19 protein-coding genes, 2 tRNA genes and 1 pseudogene are annotated in these 18,285 nt (G+C 71.9%); 11 read left to right on the top strand and 11 right to left on the bottom strand.

The window, feature by feature from the left end:
• The first annotated feature begins 11 nt into the window (after window positions 1–11).
• Together ACFQGL_RS15520 and ACFQGL_RS15515 are read left to right on the top strand one after the other, a co-directional pair.
• Window positions 12–1,274: a L,D-transpeptidase gene (locus ACFQGL_RS15520; RefSeq protein ID WP_377512013.1), complete on the top strand. Its 1,263-nt coding sequence runs from the start codon at window positions 12–14 to the stop codon at window positions 1,272–1,274.
• Between the two features lie 240 nt (window positions 1,275–1,514).
• The gene (locus tag ACFQGL_RS15515; protein ID WP_377512010.1) at window positions 1,515–2,801 is read left to right on the top strand and encodes a L,D-transpeptidase; all 1,287 of its coding nucleotides are present in this window, start codon (window positions 1,515–1,517) and stop codon (window positions 2,799–2,801) included.
• A 142-nt stretch (window positions 2,802–2,943) separates the two neighbouring features.
• Here ACFQGL_RS15515 and ACFQGL_RS15510 read toward each other — a convergent pair.
• Window positions 2,944–3,016: transfer RNA gene (locus ACFQGL_RS15510), tRNA-His, on the bottom strand.
• A gap of 105 nt (window positions 3,017–3,121) precedes the next feature.
• Complete coding sequence (orn, locus tag ACFQGL_RS15505) at window positions 3,122–3,712, bottom strand: oligoribonuclease (RefSeq protein WP_377512007.1); 591 nt, start codon at window positions 3,710–3,712, stop codon at window positions 3,122–3,124.
• A gap of 73 nt (window positions 3,713–3,785) precedes the next feature.
• Here orn and ACFQGL_RS15500 point away from each other — a divergent pair, with 73 nt between their 5' ends.
• A complete protein-coding gene (locus ACFQGL_RS15500; RefSeq protein WP_377512004.1) occupies window positions 3,786–5,054 on the top strand; it encodes a glycosyltransferase family 87 protein in 1,269 nt (422 codons plus the stop codon).
• A gap of 165 nt (window positions 5,055–5,219) precedes the next feature.
• Here ACFQGL_RS15500 and ACFQGL_RS15495 read toward each other — a convergent pair.
• From ACFQGL_RS15495 to ACFQGL_RS15480, 4 genes and pseudogenes are all read right to left on the bottom strand, one after another.
• Window positions 5,220–5,438 (bottom strand): annotated as a pseudogene (locus tag ACFQGL_RS15495) (hypothetical protein); the annotation flags it as partial.
• Window positions 5,439–6,102: 664 nt separating this feature from the next.
• Window positions 6,103–6,837, bottom strand: a complete 735-nt coding sequence (locus ACFQGL_RS15490; RefSeq protein ID WP_377512001.1) for a YcnI family copper-binding membrane protein — start codon at window positions 6,835–6,837, stop codon at window positions 6,103–6,105.
• A gap of 17 nt (window positions 6,838–6,854) precedes the next feature.
• The gene (locus tag ACFQGL_RS15485; protein ID WP_377511998.1) at window positions 6,855–8,525 is read right to left on the bottom strand and encodes a copper resistance CopC/CopD family protein; all 1,671 of its coding nucleotides are present in this window, start codon (window positions 8,523–8,525) and stop codon (window positions 6,855–6,857) included.
• A gap of 47 nt (window positions 8,526–8,572) precedes the next feature.
• On the bottom strand, window positions 8,573–9,205 hold the full coding sequence (locus ACFQGL_RS15480) for a zf-HC2 domain-containing protein (RefSeq protein ID WP_377511995.1): 633 nt from the start codon (window positions 9,203–9,205) through the stop codon (window positions 8,573–8,575).
• 107 nt (window positions 9,206–9,312) lie between these two features.
• Between ACFQGL_RS15480 and ACFQGL_RS15475 the strand changes: the two genes are divergently transcribed.
• The 4 genes from ACFQGL_RS15475 to ACFQGL_RS15460 are packed head-to-tail and all read left to right on the top strand — an operon-like array spanning window position 9,313 to window position 12,272.
• Entirely contained in the window at window positions 9,313–9,903 is a 591-nt protein-coding gene (locus tag ACFQGL_RS15475) for a sigma-70 family RNA polymerase sigma factor (protein WP_377511992.1), read from the top strand.
• Window positions 9,904–9,935: 32 nt separating this feature from the next.
• On the top strand, window positions 9,936–10,460 hold the full coding sequence (locus ACFQGL_RS15470) for a MauE/DoxX family redox-associated membrane protein (protein WP_377511989.1): 525 nt from the start codon (window positions 9,936–9,938) through the stop codon (window positions 10,458–10,460).
• On the top strand, window positions 10,453–11,169 hold the full coding sequence (locus ACFQGL_RS15465; RefSeq protein ID WP_377511986.1) for a DsbA family protein: 717 nt from the start codon (window positions 10,453–10,455) through the stop codon (window positions 11,167–11,169). Before ACFQGL_RS15470 ends, ACFQGL_RS15465 begins: the two co-directional genes overlap by 8 nt.
• Window positions 11,166–12,272 carry a hypothetical protein gene (locus ACFQGL_RS15460; protein WP_377511983.1) on the top strand — a complete coding sequence of 369 codons (1,107 nt, stop codon included), beginning with the start codon at window positions 11,166–11,168 and terminating at the stop codon, window positions 12,270–12,272. The genes ACFQGL_RS15465 and ACFQGL_RS15460 overlap by 4 nt, the downstream gene beginning before the upstream one ends.
• Here ACFQGL_RS15460 and ACFQGL_RS15455 read toward each other — a convergent pair.
• From ACFQGL_RS15455 to ACFQGL_RS15440, 4 genes are read right to left on the bottom strand one after another with little or no spacing between them, the layout of a single operon-like run.
• Window positions 12,253–13,014, bottom strand: coding sequence for an energy-coupling factor ABC transporter ATP-binding protein (locus tag ACFQGL_RS15455; RefSeq protein ID WP_377511980.1), 762 nt, complete (start codon window positions 13,012–13,014; stop codon window positions 12,253–12,255). The genes ACFQGL_RS15460 and ACFQGL_RS15455 overlap by 20 nt on opposite strands.
• Window positions 13,011–13,781, bottom strand: coding sequence for a cobalt ECF transporter T component CbiQ (cbiQ, locus tag ACFQGL_RS15450; RefSeq protein ID WP_377511977.1), 771 nt, complete (start codon window positions 13,779–13,781; stop codon window positions 13,011–13,013). Before cbiQ ends, ACFQGL_RS15455 begins: the two co-directional genes overlap by 4 nt.
• Window positions 13,782–13,795: 14 nt before the next feature.
• Entirely contained in the window at window positions 13,796–14,206 is a 411-nt protein-coding gene (locus tag ACFQGL_RS15445) for a PDGLE domain-containing protein (RefSeq protein ID WP_377511974.1), read from the bottom strand.
• Window positions 14,203–14,919 carry an energy-coupling factor ABC transporter permease gene (locus tag ACFQGL_RS15440; protein WP_377511971.1) on the bottom strand — a complete coding sequence of 239 codons (717 nt, stop codon included), beginning with the start codon at window positions 14,917–14,919 and terminating at the stop codon, window positions 14,203–14,205. The genes ACFQGL_RS15445 and ACFQGL_RS15440 overlap by 4 nt, the downstream gene beginning before the upstream one ends.
• Window positions 14,920–15,102: 183 nt before the next feature.
• Between ACFQGL_RS15440 and bcp the strand changes: the two genes are divergently transcribed.
• The 4 genes from bcp to ACFQGL_RS15420 all read left to right on the top strand — a co-directional run bounded on the left by bcp (window position 15,103) and on the right by ACFQGL_RS15420 (window position 17,201).
• Entirely contained in the window at window positions 15,103–15,579 is a 477-nt protein-coding gene (gene bcp, locus ACFQGL_RS15435) for a thioredoxin-dependent thiol peroxidase (RefSeq protein ID WP_377511968.1), read from the top strand.
• A 30-nt stretch (window positions 15,580–15,609) separates the two neighbouring features.
• Window positions 15,610–16,527, top strand: a complete 918-nt coding sequence (locus ACFQGL_RS15430; protein ID WP_377511965.1) for an HNH endonuclease family protein — start codon at window positions 15,610–15,612, stop codon at window positions 16,525–16,527.
• Window positions 16,513–16,595, top strand: a tRNA-Leu gene (locus ACFQGL_RS15425). The genes ACFQGL_RS15430 and ACFQGL_RS15425 overlap by 15 nt, the downstream gene beginning before the upstream one ends.
• A gap of 78 nt (window positions 16,596–16,673) precedes the next feature.
• Window positions 16,674–17,201: a GNAT family N-acetyltransferase gene (locus ACFQGL_RS15420; protein WP_377511962.1), complete on the top strand. Its 528-nt coding sequence runs from the start codon at window positions 16,674–16,676 to the stop codon at window positions 17,199–17,201.
• A 4-nt stretch (window positions 17,202–17,205) separates the two neighbouring features.
• Here the strand turns inward: ACFQGL_RS15420 and ACFQGL_RS15415 are convergent, their stop codons facing one another.
• Window positions 17,206–18,213: an expansin EXLX1 family cellulose-binding protein gene (locus ACFQGL_RS15415; RefSeq protein WP_377511959.1), complete on the bottom strand. Its 1,008-nt coding sequence runs from the start codon at window positions 18,211–18,213 to the stop codon at window positions 17,206–17,208.
• Between the last annotated feature and the right edge of the window lie 72 nt (window positions 18,214–18,285).

Here is an 18,285-nt window from a genome sequence, read left to right as displayed (position 1 = left end):
CAGAGGTGGGGATGGCAGGGTTCACGCGGGCCGGGGCGTTGGTGGGCGCTCTGACCCTGGTGGCGTCGCTGGCACTGACCGGGTGCGGCGACGACGAGAAGAAGCCCGAGTTCGTCGGTGGGTCCGCGGCGAGCGCCGCAGCCGATCCCGGCACGACCGCCCCCTCGTCGCCGGCGGCGCCGAGTGGGCCGCCGCTGGTGCTGAGTCCGGCCGACGGCACGAAGAACAAGCCGGTGAGTACGGAGATCAGCACGAAACTCCCGGACGGCGCGAAGGTGTCCTCGGTCACCCTGACCGCAGCGAGCGGCGGTGCGGTCGAGGGGAAGCTGCGTACCGATGGCTCCGCCTGGGTGCCGTCCGCTCCGCTGAAGTACGGCACCCGCTACACGGCCACGCTGACCGCGACCGGTTCGGACGGGACGAGCAGTCAGGGCACCAGCAGCTTCACCACGATGGCCAAGCCGAAGTCGACGATCGGGTCCGGCCTCTACCTCTTCGATGACAAGAGCTACGGGGTGGCCATGCCGGTGGTCACCGAGTTCCACCCCGGCATTCCGAAGAAGGACCGCGCGGCGGTGCAGAAGCGGATGTTCGTCAAGACCGACCCGCCGCAGCCGGGTGCCTGGCACTGGGTCGACAACGGCACGCAAGCCTACTACCGGGCGCCGGAGTACTGGAAGCCCGGCACCACCATCACCGTGCGGATCGCCCTGGCCGGGGTGCCGCTGAGCAACGGCAAGTACGGCGACATCGACCGCAAGGCCACCGCCAAGATCGGTCGGTCGTTCGAGATGAAGGTCGACAACGCCACCAAGAAGATGACGGTGTACGAGAACGGCGCGGTGGTCCGCACCCTGCCGGTCAGCCTCGGCAAGAAGAGCACCCCGTCCTCCAGCGGCACGATGGTCGTGATGGAGAAGAAGGAGGCCACGACCTTCGACACCCGCGACGACCCGGACCCGGCCAACCGGTACGTCACCGACATCCAGTTCGCGCAGCGGCTGACCTGGGGTGGCGAGTACATCCACGCGGCGCCCTGGTCCGAGCACGTGCAGGGGCGGCAGAACGTCTCGCACGGCTGCGTGAACGTGTCGATGGTCAACGCCCGGTGGTTGTTCGACAAGACCCGGATCGGTGACCCGATCACGATCAAGGGCACCGAACGCAAGGTCGCCGCCGGCAACGGCTGGACGGCGTGGAGCCAGAGCTGGTCGGAGTACATCAGGGGCAGCGCTCTGCCGGTGCCCGCGGGCGGCTCCGGCCCGGCGCTCTGAGCCATCGAACGCGGTCGCGCCGGCCCGTCGGACGCTACGGGTCGGCGCGTACCCTTGCACTGCCCGCGACGCGGCGGCCCCTCGATCCCGGTACGCAGACGAGCCAAGCTCACGAAACGCCGGATAGTAGCAAAATTCCGGCATCATCGTCGGCGTGTTCCGGTTCACGCTCGGCAACCGGGACCGGCCCTGGCGCGTCAATAGGAGACGATGGGTCAGGACCACGACTGTGAGGACATCATGCGAGCTAGCCAGGACCAGCTGATCCGGCCCCGTGGGCGACGCCGCGTGCTCGCGGCGGGGCTGCTCGCCGCGGCGATGGCCCTGACCTCGGCCTGTACCAACGGCGACGGCGGCAAGCCGTCCTCGTGGCAGGGCGGTGGCCAGAGCACCGAGCCGAAGGCGGCGGCGACCATCAGTGAGCCGGCGACCGATGCCAAGGACGTGCCGGCGTCGACCGGCATCACCTTCAGCACGAAGGACGCCGCGGAGACCACCGTCGAGCTCAAGGACGCGGCCGGCAAGGCGGTCGAGGGCACCCTCGCCAAGGACGGCAAGACCTGGCTGCCCGCCGGGGCGCTGGAGTACGGCACGAGCTACACGGCCACCGTGACCGCGACCGGTGACGACGGCCGCCCGGCCACCGCGACCAGCAGCTTCACCACGATGGCCAAGCCGGCCAAGCAGATCCGGGTGAGCAGCTTCCTCGGCGACAACCAGGTGGTCGGTGTCGGCATGCCGCTGATCGTGAAGTTCAGCCGGGCCGTTCCGGAGGACTACCGCGACGACGTGCAGCGCCGGATGACGGTGACCTCGACGCCGGCCCAGGAGGGCATCTGGCACTGGGTCAGCCCCACCGAGATCCGGTATCGGCCGAAGGAGTTCTGGAAGGCCAACACCAAGGTCTCCTACCGGGTGCAGGCCGGCGGGCTGCCGATGGGTGACGGCTACTACGGCCGCGCCGACCTCACCGTAGACGTCAAGATCGGCCCCTCGCTGATCATGACGGTGGACAACAAGACCAAGCGGATGACGGTGACCAAGAACGGCTCCGTGATCAAGACCATCCCGGTCAGCCTCGGCAAGAAGAGCACCCCGTCGTCCAGCGGGACCATGGTGGTGATCGAGAAGCTGCGCAAGACGGTCTTCGACACCATGGAGGAGCTGGGCCCGGAGGAGGGCTACCGCACCAAGATTGACTTCGCCCAGCGACTCACCTGGGGTGGGGAGTTCATCCACGCGGCCCCCTGGTCCGAAGGCCAGCAGGGCACCACCAACGTCTCACACGGCTGCGTAAACGTGTCGATGGCCAACGGCGACTGGCTGTTCAAGAACACCCAGGTCGGCGACCCGATCACGGTCAAGGGCACCGAGCGCAAGCTGCAGAACGGCAACGGCTGGACCGACTGGAACATGAGCTGGGACGAGTACGTCAAGGGCAGCGCCCTGCCGTACGAGCCGCCGGCCGACCCGGACGCCTCGCCGTCCCCGGGCGCCGAGACCCCGACGCCCACGCCGACCGCCTGATCAGTCGAGTACGACGAAAGCCCCCTCCTTACGGAGGGGGCTTTCGTCTAGCCCCACAAGATGCCCCTACCACGCCCCTAAAACGACTCAGGCCCCCTCCTCGGAGGGGGCCTGATCAGCGGATACGTAGATCCACTAGCTGGGTGACTGATGGGAATTGAACCCACGACAACCGGGACCACAACCCGGTGCTCTGCCAACTGAGCTACAGCCACCATGCCGCCGTCGCCCGGTCGATAGCCCCGGGCGGGGTGCGGACCAATAATAGCCACACCACGGCTGACCGCGTCCAGCGGGTTCCCGGGTGCGAGCCGTGCGGGTCAGAGCTCGGCGGCGATGCCCTTGGCGGTCTCCACGTCCGGGCCGGGCAGCGGGACGAAGATCGTCCGCCGGTAGTACTCCAACTCCCGGATGCTCTCCCGGATGTCGGCCAGCGCCCGGTGCGCCAGGCCCTTCTGGGGCTGACCGAAGTACACCCGGGGGTACCAGCGGCGGCACAGCTCCTTGATCGACGAGACGTCGATCATCCGGTAGTGCAGGTGCGCGTCCAGGCGGGGCATGTCCCGGGCGATGAAACCCCGGTCGGTGCCGATCGAGTTGCCGCAGAGCGGCGCGGTACGCGGATCCTTGACGAAACTGCGGACGTAATCCAGAACCAGGTCCTCCGCCTCGGCGAGGGTCACCGCGGAGCGGCGGACCTCCTCGGTCAGGCCGGACTTGGCGTGCATCTTCTGGACGATCTCCGGCATCGCCTCCAACGCGGCCTCATCGGCGTGGATCACCACGTCGACCCCGTCACCCAGCACGTTGAGGTCTGGATCGGTGACCAGTGCCGCAACCTCGATCAGCTTGTCGCTGCCGAGATCCAACCCGGTCATCTCACAGTCGATCCAGACGAGAAGATCAGCCACCGGGACAGCCTACGCGCAGCACACGACCCGCGGCTGCGCGCTCTCACCGGAGCGGCCCGCTAGGGTTTCTCAAGTGCCAGCCGAACCAGTCGCACCGCCCGCCGTCACCGACGACGATCCCGGCGGCCGTACGGTCCGTCGGCTGGTCGCGATCGTGGCGCTGGTCGCCGTGCTACCGGCCCTCTACCTGCCCGGCCGGGTGCACAACTTCTTCGACCTGAAGATCTACATGTCGGCGATGGACTGGTGGCGCGCGGGCAACCCGCTCTACGACTACGTCCAGCCGGACCGGGTGCAGGGCGAGCTGTACTTCACCTATCCGCCGTTCAGCGCGCTGCTGCTCTGGCCGTTCGGACTGATCCGGCTCGGCGCCACCGTGGCGATCTTCACACTGCTCACCGTGCTGGCGGTGGTGGTGACCACCCGCTGGCTGGTGACGCCGGTGATCGCCCGGCACGACCTGCCGCGCACGTTCACCCTGACCGTCGCCGTGCTGCTGGTGCTGGCGGTGGAGAGCACCCGCGAGACGATCACCTTCGGGCAGATCAACATGCTGCTGGTCGTGCTGATCCTGGCCGACCTGTTGTTCGCCGTACCGCAGGGGCGGCGCTGGGCCGGGGTCGGCATCGGGCTGGCGACGGCGCTCAAGCTCTTTCCGGGCATCTTCATCGTCTACCTGCTGGCCACCCGACGATGGCGGGCCGCGGTGGTGGCGAGCGCGACCGCCGCGGCGGCGACCCTGCTCGCGGCGGCGGTCGCACCCAGCGCCTCGTGGCGGTTTTGGACCCGGGAGCTGTGGGACAACGACCGGGTCGGTCGCACCGACTACACCGGCAACCAGTCACTCTTCGGGCTGCTCAGCCGGTTCACCGCGCCGGAAAAGCCGGACCGGCTGATCTGGCTGCTGGTGGTCGCCGTGGTGGCCGGCTATGGGCTGTGGCGGGCGGTCCGCGCCACCCGGGCCGGTGACCTGGTGACCGGCCTGACCCTGACCGGGTTGGTCGGCGCTCTGGTCAGCCCGATCACCTGGACCCACCACATCTACTGGTTCGTGCCGGCGGTGGTGCTCCTGGTGGACGCGGCGCTGCGGGCCGACCGCCCGGACGATTTCCGTCGGCGACAGTGGCTGGCCGGACTCGCGGTGGGCACCACCGCCCTGATCGTCTATGGCATGGTGTCGTTCCAGAAATGGGGGGTGGCCCCGGTGCGCACCGACGACCCGCTGGACTTCGTCCTCCGCAACGGCTATGTGCTGCTCAGTCTGCTCCTGCTGGTGGTCCTGCCGGTCCGGCCGAGCCAGCCGAGGGAAAAGTCGCACCAAATGGACAGATCTCCCCAGTAGCCGCCTTCGGCGCTAATCTGGTCTCATCTACCTCAAGCGTCGCTCGGGTAGCACCGATCCCCCGGTGAAGGTGGCCCTCCGCGTCGGCAGCGCGGAGGGCCACTCGCCGTCTCCCGCACCCCCATCGTCCGGGCCCTCGGGTCCGAGGCGGCCAGCGGGCAGGCCGCCCAGGCCGGTCAACGACGTGACGCCGAGCCGGCCGGCGAGCACCGGCACCTGATCCGGCTCGACCACGAAGACCACCTCGCGCGGGCGCAGCGGTCGCAGCAGGAGCAGCACCGCGCACACCACCAGCAGCACACCCACAGCCAGCAGCCCCCAGGTGGCCGGGCCGGTCCAGCCGGCCCGCAGCTCGGCGCGCAGATCCAGGGCCAGGTCGTCACCGCCGTCCGGGCGCATCACCACCAGACTCATCGGCTCGCCGGCCAGATCGTCCGCGCTCCACTCCAGAGCGCCGATCCCCTCGCGTACCCAGAAGGGGCGACCCAGCGGGGTGACCTCCCCGGCGGTGGCCGGGGCCTCGGCGGCCGGGCCGGCCGGGTCCAGCCGGACCGGCAGCGGCCCCCGGGCCAGCGCCACCCGGCGGACGGCGGCGTGCGGGACCGGCTCCAGCCAGCGCCGCACCTCGGCGGTGGACGCCAGGCCGACGAAGGCCGGGCCGTCCGGCGTGCGGGCCTCCAACCGGAGTCGGGTCTGCGCGGTACGGGCGAACGGCACCTCCTGCCGCAGCAGCCGGTCGAGGTCGGTGACCACGACCGCGTGACCAGGCGTACGGATGGTCTCGAACCGGGCGGTGAACGTCCCGCCGGGATCGGCGTGCCGGGTCACCAGCCAGAGTGCTCCACCGGCGAACAGCGCCGGAATCCCGATGACCAACAGCAGCACTCCGGCGATCGCCCGCACGAACCGCATCCGCTCCGTCTCCCTCCGTAGCCAGGTACCCGGCAGACCTTACCGACGTATGCCGTTTGATCTGCGGATATTCATGGCACAGCCGAAAGCGCGCTGGCCCGCCGGATGCTCCGGCGGGCCAGCGGGGTACGACGGGTCAGGGCTTGGCCACCGGCTCCCGGCGGGTACGGGTGAACGCCAGCCCGCCCAGCACCAGACCGGCCAGGCCGGCGACGAGACCGGCGACACCGAGGCCGATCGCGGCGCCGTTGCCCTCGTCGTCGTCATCGTCGTCGTCGGTCGTCGCCACGGCCGCAGCCGCCGGCGCGGGCGAACCCGACGGCGCGGCGGCGGTCAGGGTGAGCACCGGCGCGGGCTTCTCCGGCTCAGCACCCGGGGTCGGCTCCTGGATCCAGCGCACCACGTTGCCGTCCGAGTAGGTCTGCAGGGTCTTGAAGACCATCGTGTCGACCTTCGGCAGCGGACCCAGCGAGACCGGGAACTCCTGGAACTGACCCGGCTTGATCGCGGCGTCGCCGGTGGCCGTCCAGGTCAGCTTGGCGACCGCCTCGGTGAGCTGGCTGCCGTGCACATCGATCGGCGGGTCCACCTTGCGCTTCTCGACCGCCACCGTCCACCCGGGGACCGGCATGGTCGACACCGAGCCGACCGGAGCGTTCTCCGGCAGCACCACCTCCAGCTTGGTGGTCGACGCGCCGTCGCTCTCGTTGGGCACCCGGAACGCGAACCGCCCGTAGCCGCCCTGGACGGCCTCCTTCGGGTTCACGGTGACGTGGGCGGACGCAGGCCCGGCGAAGCCGAGCACGGCGGTGGCGACGGCGGTGAACGCCAGGGCTGCGGCAGCGGATGCGGTGCGCCGGATACGGGTCATGGCTGTCAGGAACCTCTCTAACGGATGGGCACGGTGGCGGTCACCGTGGCCTCGTCGATGTCGGACGTACGGACGGTGATGCTCAACTGCCAGTCGCCGGCGGCGGGCAGGCTGATGTCCCCGTAGGCGTGGCTGTCCGACAACGGCAGCAGCGGGACCTCGATCGGCTCGATCCCGGCCGACGGCAGCGCGGCGGTGGCCCGCCACTCCGCCACCGGCAACGGCCGGTTGTCGTCCTTGGTGTACGCGTACAGGTGCATCGAGTTGTTGCCCCGCTGGGCCGGCTCCAGCTCGACCTGAAGGACGTAGAGCGGGCTGGTCAGGGTGGTCGAGAAGAGCCGGGAGTCGGCCTCGGACGACTCGGCCACAGCGGTGCGCGCGGGAGTGGTCTGCACCAACGTCGCGGACAGACCCAGCACCACCGCGGTGACGGCCAGCTCCACCCAGACCGCCCTGCGCACCGGCACCGGCCGCTGCGCCGCGACGCGCCGACGGACCAACTGCCGGGAGTACGCGGCCACGGCGATCACCAGCGCGAACAGCCCGATCTTGGCCAGCAGCAGTCGTCCGTACGTGGTGCTGAACAGCGCGTCCGGGGTGGCCACCTCGATCAGCGCCTGGACGGTGCCGGCCAGCAGCAGGGCCGAGACGGCGAGCGCCGCCCAGCGCGACCAGATCGGCAGGATCGCGCCCAGCTCGCGTTCGTCGGCCTGGCGCAGCAGGAAGGCACCGAGCATCAGCAGGCCGCCCAGCCAGACCGCCATGCTGCCCAGGTGCACGGCGTCGACCACCACCGAGACGGCCGGTGCCGGGGAGGCGGCCGGGTGCCCGGCCAGCGGCCAGGTCAGCAGCGCGGCCCCACCGAGCACGGCCAGGATGATCGCGTCGGTCCGGCCGGCGGGCCGGGCCAGCAGCGGCCGAAGCAGGAACGCCGAGGCGGCCAGCAGGCCGAGACGGACCAGGTGGGCGGCACCGAAGGCGCTGCCGAACACGGTGCCGAAGCCCTCGCCACTCACCTCGAAGAGACCACCGCCGGCGGTGTACGGCACCTGCAACCACAGATCGGCGAGGGTGGCGACGGCGACCAGGCCGAGGCCCGTCCAGGCCAGTCGGGCCGGCCCGCGCCGGGAGAGTCGGCGCGGCCACAGCGCGGCCAGCACCAGCGCCGGGCCGACCAGCAGCACCAGTCCGGCGTAGCCGAGGAAACGAGCCACCTTCACCCCGGTGCCCACCACCGGGTCGGCCCGGCTGCTGTCCTCGCCGGAGTCGACCGGGGGCGTCGAGGGCGCACCCACCGAGTAGGTGAACGCGCCGGAGACCGGGTGGCTGTCCGCGGAGATCACCCGGAAGCTGACCAGGTAGGTGCCGCGCGGCCCGGCCGGGTCCACCGGGATGGTCACCGCGCCTCCGTCGAAGCTCGGCTCACCGCGGTCGGCCCGGGAGCCGTCCGGTGCGATGATCCGGATCTTGCCGGGGACCTTGCGTACCGACTCACTGAACGTCAGGACCACCTCGGCCGGGCCCTCCGGCACCACCGCCGAGGCGGCCGGGCTGCTGCTCTCCAGCACCGCGTGGGCGCTGGCGGGCGTGGCCGGGGCGATCAGCAGGACGACGACGGTGACCAGGAGGCCGGCGGTGGCGGCCAACCGGGCGAGCCAGCGGCGGGGGGCGACAGTCATACCGGCCATGCTCGCCGACCGGAGTGGATCTCGGCGACCCGAGTGGGGTGAGTCGCTCACCCGCGCCCCGCCAACGCCGGCGCGAGCGGCCGGTCGTCCCCGCTGGTGCGGCCCAGTGCCCACAGCAGGCCCGCCTGGACGACGGCGGCCAGGTGGCCGACCTCGTGCACCAGTGCGGTGGTCGAGTTGGCGATGTCCACCACGCTCGTGCCGGCCAGGCAGACCGCCAGCACCAGGGCCACCGGCAGGAACGCCCGGGCCCGCTCGGGTCGCCAGGCGGCCAGCACGAAGCCCACCGCCAGTGCCACGTCGAACGACGCCATCTCGCGGCCGGTGTGCGGGTCCACCGACACACCCAGCCCGGCGAGCAGGATCGGCAGGGCGATGGCCAACTGGGCCACGGCGGCGACCGCCACCGCGATCCGCAGCACCTGCCGGCGGGCCTGCCGGATCGCGGCCGGGCCGCGGTGGGCGGGATCGGCGGCCAACGCGGCCAGCACCGCCGCGGTGAGATCGGGCACCTCCACCTGCTGCACCCGGACCAGCCGGGTCACCTGCTCCGCGCGGGCCAGCCAGGCTCGGCAGTCGGTGCAGGTGGCGGTGTGCGCGTCCAGCACCGACGGCGACGCCTGCGGGTCCTCCCCGTCCAGCCTCGCCGACAGCGCCGCGCGTACGAGGTCGCATGTCATGACGGGGTAGTCGACCGACGGCGGGGAAAAGTTCCCGACGTGGCGCAGACCATCCAGAGGCCGAAGGACCCTGTCACCGCGCCGGGCGCCGCGTAACCTGGTTTGTCGTGATCCCCGCCCCGCGCGACACCGGAGCCGCCGGTCCGGCTGACCCGGCCGAAGGCGTCGCCCGGGACCCGGCCACCGAGTGGGCGTTGACCGCCCGCGACGGCGACCCGGCCGCCCAGGCCGCGTTCGTCCGACTGACCCAGGTCGAGGTCTGGCGCTTCGCCGCCGCCCTGGTCGACCCGGACAGCGCCGACGATCTGACGCAGGAGACCTACCTGCGAGCGTTCCGGGCGCTGCCCGCGTTCGAGGGTCGGTCCAGCGCCCGTACCTGGCTGCTCGGCATCGCCCGACGGGCCTGCGCCGACCACCTGCGCACGGTGATCCGCCGTCGCCGGCTCGACGAGCGGCTGACGGCCAACGCCTACACCGACCGCCCGCACCCGGACCCGGCCGGGCACTTCGGGGCCGCCGACCTGGTCCGCCGGCTGAGCCCCGAGCGGCGCGCCGCGTTCGTGCTCACCCAACTGCTCGGCCTGTCGTACGCCGAGGCCGCCGCCGTCGAGGGAGTGCCGGTGGGCACCATCCGCTCCCGGGTCGCCCGGGCCCGCGACGAGCTGGTCGAGGCGGTCGGCGACGCGCTGACCGGCTGAGCCCGGAACTTCCGGCGGAGATGGGACGACAAATGAGCGTGACAGCACCTCCCACCCGGGCCGCCCGCTGGCCCACCGTCCGCCCGTGGCTCGGCGTCGCGGCCCGACTCGGCCTCGCCGCCGTCTGGCTGGTCGCCGGCGCGTCGAAGGTCGGCGACCTGGCCGCGTCCGGCCGGGCCGTCAACGCCTACCAGGTGATGCCGTACGACGTGGCGACCGTGATCGGGGCGGCGCTGCCCTTCGTCGAACTGGCGCTGGGCGTGCTCGTGCTGCTCGGGCTGGCCACCCGGCTCGGCGCGGGGGTCTCCGCCGCACTGCTGGTCGTCTTCATCGTGGGGATCTCCTCGGCCTGGGCGCGCGGCCTGGCCATCGACTGTGGCTGCTTCGGCAGCGGCGGCCAACTCGCCGAGGGGCAGGCCCCCAGTTACCTGCCGGAGATCCTCCGCGACCTGGGATTCTTGGTGCTGTCCGGTTTCCTGCTTATTTGGCCGCGTACGCCCGTCTCGGTGGACGGGTGGCTGTCCGGTGAACCCGTCGTGGAGGACGAGGATGAGTAGTCGCAAGGGGCAACGGGACGCGGCCAGGGTGGTCCGTCAGCAGCTGGCCCGCGAACGCCGACGTCGGCGCACGATCTGGGTCTCCGCCGCCGCGGTGGTCGTGCTGATCATCGCCGGCGTGATCGGCTGGAGCGTGTGGTCCAGTCAACGGTCGGACAGCTTCACCACCCCGCCCGGCGCCAACGACGCCGGCACCGGCATCGTCACCGGCGGCGGCCCGGTCACCGTGGACGTCTACGAGGACTTCCTCTGCCCGGTCTGCAAACAGTTCGAGCAGGCCAGCGGGGCGACTCTGGAGCAACTGGTGGCCGAGAACAAGGCGAAGGTCGTCTACCACCCGGTGGCGTTCCTCAATCGCTTCTCCACCACCGAGTACTCCACCCGCTCCTCGGCCGCCTCCGGCTGCGCGGCGGCCGGCGGCAAGTTCCGCGAGTACGCCAAGGCGCTCTTCGACAAGCAGCCGCCGGAGGGCAGCGCCGGGCTCACCGACGACGAGCTGATCAGCATCGGCACCGGCGTCGGGCTCGACCAGGGCTCGTTCGGCGGCTGCGTCAAGGACCAGACGTACCGCACGTGGACCGAGCACGTCACCGACCAGGCAAGCCGGGACACCGTCACCGGCACACCGACCATCCTGATCAACGGCAAGCCGGTCGAGGACCGCAGCCCGGAGGGTCTCACCGCAGCCGTGGCGGCGGCCGGCAAGTGATCCGTACCCTCCTGGGTCGGGTCGGCCTGGTCGCCACCGCCACCTGCGCGGCGACCCTGCTGACCGCGGCGCCCGCCGCCGCGCACGGCGCGGACGCGCCGGACGGCACCGACTACCGCACCCGCACCACCGGCGTCGCGCCGGCCCGCCCTCGGCTGGAGGTACGGGTGATCGAGGCGGGCGCCCGCCTGGAGCTGACCAACCGCACCGGTCGCCCGATCGAGATCATCGGTTACTCCGGCGAGCCGTACCTGCGGGTCGGCCCGGACGGGGTCTTCGAGAACGGCCGGTCCCCCGCCACGTACCTGAACCGCACCATCACCGGGGACACCTCGCTACCACCCGAGGCGGACCCGGCGGCCCCGCCGGACTGGCGGCGGATCGACGACGGAACCACGGTGCGATGGCACGACCAGCGGGCACTGTGGCAGGAGTCGACACCGCCCGACGTGGTACGCGCCGCGCCCGATCGGGAGCACCGGGTCCGGGACTGGGCGATCCCGCTGCGCGACGGCGCCGACCCGGTGCAGATCCGCGGCACCCTGGACTGGGTGCCGCCGCCGGACGCGTACACCTGGTGGGCGGTGACCATCGTCGGCCTACTCGCGGTCGGCGCGCTCGGCCTGCTCGCCGCCGCCGCGCCGGCCGGAGCCCGGGCGTTCTCCGCGCTCGGCGCGCTGCTGGTCGTCGGCGGCGCGGTCGCCGTGCTCTACCCGGTGGGCCGGGAGGTGGACGCCGGCGCCCAGGGCGTGGGCGCGGTGCTGGTCGGGCTGCTGTCCGGGCAGATCTGGTCGCTGCTCACCGGCCTCGGCGCGATCGCCGCCGGCTGCTACGCGCTGGCCCGCCGCCCGGCCGCCGACTTCGCGGTGGCGCTCGCCGGGGCCTGCCTGGCGCTCTTCGCCGGGGTGGCGAACGCCGCGGTGTTCGCCCGGTCCGTCGCACCGGTGCCCTGGTCGCCCGAGATTGCCCGGGTCATGGTGGCGGTGGCGCTCGTCACCGGCGCCGGCGCGACGGCGGCCGGCGTCCTGCGCCTGCACGCCGCCTCCCGGGCCGTCCCACGACCACCACGGGTCGAGCGGGCGGCTACGGCCGAGGGGGGCTGAAGCCGTACGGGAGTTCCAGGCGGTGGCGGGCCAGCAGGGTGGCGTCGGACAGCAGCTCGTGGGTGGTGGCGTCGGCGACGATCCGGCCACCGTCCAGGATCACCGAACGCGGGCACAACTCCGCCGCGTACGGCAGGTCGTGGGTCACCATCAGCAGGGTGACCGGCAGGTCGCGCAGGATCTCGGCCAGCTCGCGCCGGGCCGCCGGGTCCAGGTTCGACGACGGCTCGTCCAGCACCAGGATCTCCGGGTGCATGGCGAGAACGGTGGCCACCGCCACCCGGCGGCGCTGGCCGAACGAGAGGTGCTGCGGCGCGCGGTCCCGGTGCTCGCTCATGCCGACCGCCGCGAGCGCCTCGTCCACCCGGGCGGCCAACTCCGCCCCGCGCAGGCCCAGGTTGGCCGGCCCGAACGCGACATCCTCCGCGACGGTGGGCAGGAAGAGCTGGTCGTCCGGGTCCTGGAAGACGATGCCCACCCGGCGGCGCACCTCGGCCAACGTGGCCCGGGCCGGCGTGACGGTCAGCCCGCCGACGCTCACGCTGCCCTCGGTCGGGGTGAGGATGCCGTTGAGGTGCAGCACCAGCGTGGTCTTGCCGGCGCCGTTGGGCCCGAGCAGCGCCACCCGGTCGCCGCGCGGCACGGTCAGGTCCACCCCGTGCAGGGCGACGTGCCCGTCCGGGTACGCGTACCGGACACCACGAACGTCCAGCGAGACAGCGGTCTGCACGGTTCCGATCATGTCAGCACGACGGCGGTGGCGGCGATGGAGGCCGCCAGCACCGGTACGGTCGCCGCGATCAGCCACTGGCCGACGGTCGCCGCGCCGTCGCCCTGCCACACCGCGGGCATCCGGCCGGAATAGCCCCGGGACAGCATCGCCAGGTAGACCCGCTCGCCACGTTCGAAGGCGCGCAGGAACAGCGCCCCGATCCCGGCGGCGAAGCCCCGCAACTGCCACAGGAAGCGCGGATCGTCACCCCGGGAGATCCGGGCCACCCGCATACGCCGCGCCTCGCCGATGAGCACGTCGAGGTAGCGCAGCATGAACGTGGCGATCTGGGTGAGCATCTGCGGGCAGCGCAGCCGGTCCAACCCGACGATCAGGTCCCGGGTGGTGGTGGTCGCGGCGAGCAGCAGCGAGGCGAGAACGCCCAGGGTGCCCTTGGCCAGGATGTTCCACGCGCCGTGCAGCCCGTCCTCGGAGAGCCGCAACCCCAGCACCTCGATGCGTTCACCCGCGCCGAGGAACGGCAGCGCGACCGCGAACAGCACGAACGGCACCTCGATCAACGCCCGGCTGAGCAGCCAGCGCGGGCCCACCCGGGCCAGCGCCGCCACCACCGCCACCAGCAGGGCGTACGCGCCGAAGGCCCAGAACGCCGTACGTGGGGTGGCCACCACGGCGACGGTGAAGACCACCATCGCCACGATCTTGACCTCGGGCGGGAGCCGGTGCACCGGAGACTCGACCTCCCGGTACAACACGTGCCCGTGACCGGCACCCATCTGCGTACCCCCGCTCAGCCGGCGGTGCCGGCGCGCGCCGTCGCCGTGGCGCTCTGGGCCGACGTGGCCCCGTCCCCGATGGCCGACGCCGTGCCGCGTCGACGCAGCAGCCAGAAGCCGCCCGCGCCGATCGCGAAGGTGATCAGCACCCCGAGCACCCCGGAGAGGCCGGTGGAGAGGAAGCCGTTCTGCACGCCCCGCACCCCGTAGTCGGCGAGCGGACCGTCGGCGAGCTCGTGGTCCCGGGTCTGCTGGGCCGGGCAGCTACCGCCGGTGATGGTTCCCTCGGCGTCGACGGTGCACCCCTTGCGCAGCGAGGAGTCCAGCCCGTCCGGGTGGGCGGAGGCGTAGTTGCTGACCACGCCGGCCAGCAGCAGGGCGACCAGCAGGCCACCGGCCAGGAAGGCCCAGGAGCGGTTCTTCATCGGACACCTCCAGCGACCGGAACGGCGGGTGCGGACGTCGACCGCAGCCCGCGCAACGCGTAGACGAGATCAGGACGTACCTTCGCGACCGTGACCACGGTGGTGGCGGTGATCAGACCCTCGCCGATGCCGATCAGCAGGTGCACGCCGGCCATCGTGCCGGCCAGGCCGGCCAGGTTGCCGCCCAGGTCGGTGGTGCCGCCCAGCCAGTACTCCAGGATGAAGCCCTGGGACGCCACCACGACGCTGACCAGCGCGGACACGAACGCGGTCACGGCCAGGCCGGCCGGCGTACGAGGCAGCACCCGCAACAGCAGCGCGATCAACAGGTACGCAGCGGCGGTACCGAGCAGCGCCATGTTGGTGATGTTGAGGCCGAGCATCGCCACGCCGCCGTCACCGAAGATCAGCGCCTGCACGACCAGCACCACGGCCACGCAGAGCGCGCCAACCCACGGCCCGACCAGCATCGCGGCGAGCGCGCCACCGAGCAGGTGACCGCTGACGCCGGCCGTGAAGATCGGGAAGTTGAGCATCTGGACGGCGAAGATGAACGCGGCCACCAGGCCAGCCATCGGGGCCAGCCGGTCGTCCAGGTCGCGCCGGCCGCGCAGGACACAGCCGGTGAGCGCGGCGAGAGCGAGCGCCGCGAACAGCGCCGCCACGGGACCATCGATGATCCCGTTCGAGATGTGCATCGCCAGGGTTTCCACGCGACCTCCCACGCGTCCGCCGACCCGTCGGGGCCGGCGGGGTCAGCCTATTTCCCATACCTCGTTGTTGCCAGACTCTGGCAACAACGCGAGGTGTTGATCACTTTGCGAACAGGTGACGCGCGCCCCGCACCCGCGCGTCACCGGCGGCGGCACCGGCCGGGCCGGCGGTAGTGTCGGGCCATGACCGCGCCCGACCGCCTCTCCCCCGGTGACCCCGCACCCGAGTTCACCCTGCCCACCGACACCGGTGACCAGCTCTCCCTGGCCGACCTGCGAGGCCGCAAGGTCGTCCTGTACGCCTACCCCGCGGCGATGACCCCCGGCTGCACCAAGCAGGCCTGCGACTTCCGCGACTCGCTCGCCTCGCTCCAGGCCGCCGGCTACGAGGTGATCGGCATCTCCCCCGACAAGCCCGAGAAGCTGGCGAAGTTCCGGGACCGCGACGCGATCACCTTCCCGCTGGTGTCGGACACGGACAAGGCGGTGCTGATCGCGTACGGCGCGTACGGCGAAAAGCAGCTGTACGGAAAGACCGTGACCGGCGTGATCCGCTCGACCTTCGTCATCGACGCCGACGGCAAGATCGAGCGGGCGCTCTACAACGTCAAGGCCACCGGGCACGTCGCAAAGCTCCGCCGCGACCTCGGCCTGGACTGAACCGTCGTACCGGGCCGCTACCGTGCGTCAGTGGTCCGGTACAGGTACACCCCCGAGGCGCTCGCGGAGGCAGCGGCCGCCGCGCGCAACGTCACCGAGGTGATGGGGCTGCTCGGCGTCCGCATCAGCGGTGGCTCACACGCGCACATCAGTCGCCAGCTCAAGCGATTCGGCGTCGACACGTCCCACTTCACCGGGCAGGCCGAGCGACGGAGCGAACGGCGCACCACGGCGGCCCAACTGTTGGTGCGGTCGCCGGAGGGCCTTCGCCGCACCCCCGGCGCACGGCTGAAATGGGCGCTCGGCACGCTCGGCATCCCGCAGGAGTGCGAGGAGTGCGGCATCGGGCCGGTGTGGCGGGGCGCCCCACTGGTCCTGCACGTCGACCACATCAACGGGGACTTCCTCGACAACCGACCACCGAATCTGCGGCTCCTGTGCCCAAACTGCCACAGTCAGACCGCGACGTACGCCGGCCGGCGGAACCGGGCTCGTGACCTCACCAGCCCAGTGCGCACAACGGTTGCCGCCTCGGCACGTCCGAGCGGGACAACCGATCCCGGCCGCCGACCGGTGACGCGGGACGACCTCGTCGATCTGTTCGGTCGGGTCGACGCGCAGCAGCTGACGGCCGTGGAGGCGGCACGGCACCTGGGTTTTCACCCGGCATACCTGCACAAGGTGCGGCGAAGGCTTGAGCAGGACGGCGTCTTGACACCACGGCGCGACCGCAGTTGGCGTTCGCGGGCACACCGCGAGACGGTGCTAGAGCAGGCGCTGGCGAATCCGGACGTTGGACCCAAGCGACTGTCGGAGATTCTGCGCAACCTGCCGTACGGGGCACGCAAGGTGAGTCACGGTACGATCTCGACCATCCTCAAGGAGGCCGGGCTCAACACCGCCGAAGCCAGACGCTCTAGACTTTCCGGTGTCGCGGGAGTGGCGTAACGGCAGCCGCGCAGGTCTTAGGAACCTGTATCCGGAAGGATGTGGGGGTTCGAATCCCCTCTCCCGCACTGCTCGGCCGGCAGGCACGCTGTCGGTCGGCTCACACCTTTGGTCGGTCGGGCTCGCGGCGGGTCAGGATGATCGTCGTGAGCCTGCGCTTCGTCCTCGACCCCGACCTGACCTCCGAGCTGCGCGAGCGCATCGTCGCTCTCTGGGTTGACGTCACCAACGCCGGCGGCGCGGTCGGTTTCGTGCCCCCGGTGACCGCCGACGACGTCCACACCATCGCCGACCCGACGTTCGCCGGGATCGCCGACGGACCGGACCGGCTGCTGCTCGGGTACGCCGGCGACCGTCTGGTGGCGGTGCTGATCTTCTGTGACAACCGGTTCGCGCTGAAGACGCACTGGTGTGTCCTCAAGCGCGTGATGGTCCACCCGGACACGCAGGGCGCCGGGTACGGGGCGGCGCTGATGCGCGAGGCCGCCCGCCTGGGTCGGGAGATGGGCCGCGAGGCGCTGCACGTGACCGTCCGGGACGGGCAGGGGCTGGACCGGTTCTACCGGTCACTCGGGTACCGGGAGATCGGCCGGCTGCCGGGAGCGCTGCGGTTGGGGCCCGGTGACGACCGGGACGAGATCCTGATGTGGCTGGACCTGGCGTCCACCGACTGACCGGTCAGCCGGCGCACCAGCGGGCCGTCGCTCCGGCTGGTCGGGTGCCCGGCGGAGCGGCGAGCGCGGTGGCCTGCGGGGTCGCCTTCGCCACCTCGGCCGGGCGGCGGACCGGTGTCGGTGTACTCCCGGGTCGGGTGGTGGACGGTCGGGCCGACGCGGACGGACGCACGGTGGCCGCAGCGCCGCCGGAGCCGTACATCCGGACCGCGGTGGTCTGCACCTGACCGGGCGCCATCCGGACGCCGGTGACGGTGACCCGGTGCCCGTACACGTCGCTGATCCGCAGGCTGTACGGGCCTGGGCCGGCGCCGGAGGCGATCAGCCAGTAGTTGTAGTCCTGCCGGGCCGCCGACCGCCAGGTGCCCGAGTTGCCCTGCCGGACCTCGACCGCGCGCAACGGGTTGCCGTGGTTGCCGACCCGTACGGCGAACCACCACTGCGACGCGCCCTCCTTGATCCGGAAGGTGAGCGGGCCGGGCAGTGGCGGATTCACCACCGCGCGGTAGGTGACCGGGACGAGGCCCTGGACCGGGTCGGCGATCCGGGCGAACGCCTCCCGGGACAGGTCGAGGTGCCCGGGCGCGCACTCCGGGCACTGATCCATGATGAGGACGCGGACGGTGCCCTTTGGGCCGGTCACGTCGAGGAATCCGCCGCAGGCGGCACCGGCGGCGTACTCGGTGGGGCCGAGCGCGACGTAGAGCCGGTTCGCCGGGGCGGCCGGGTTCGAGCAGTTGCCGCCGGCACCGTTCGAGTCGTAGAAGGTCGCCTTGCCGGTGTGTTGGGCGGTGCCGGTGGGCGGGGCGGCGGCGAGCGTTCGGCCGGCGGCGCAGGCCGGGGCGGAGCCGGCGCGCAGCGTGAGGGTGAGCCCCAGCACCGCCGCGAGGACGGTGACGCCGGTGGCGACCAGCCAGGGCGTCGGGCCGAAGGAGCGCGCCGGCCGGTCTTGCGGAGCCTGGGCCAGGTCGAGATCAATGTCGACGCCGCCGGTAGCGCTTCCGTCCGTCACGCGGGCGATGCTGCCGGACCGGTGTGGGGTGGGACAAGCCGGCTAAGCCAAAGCTAAGACAGCATCGACGGA

Origin of the sequence: Micromonospora vulcania, from assembly GCF_042658605.1 — a bacterium.
GTDB lineage: Bacteria > Actinomycetota > Actinomycetes > Mycobacteriales > Micromonosporaceae > Micromonospora > Micromonospora vulcania.
Note: the sequence above shows the minus strand (reverse complement) of the source record. Positions and strands in the feature narration are given on the sequence as shown.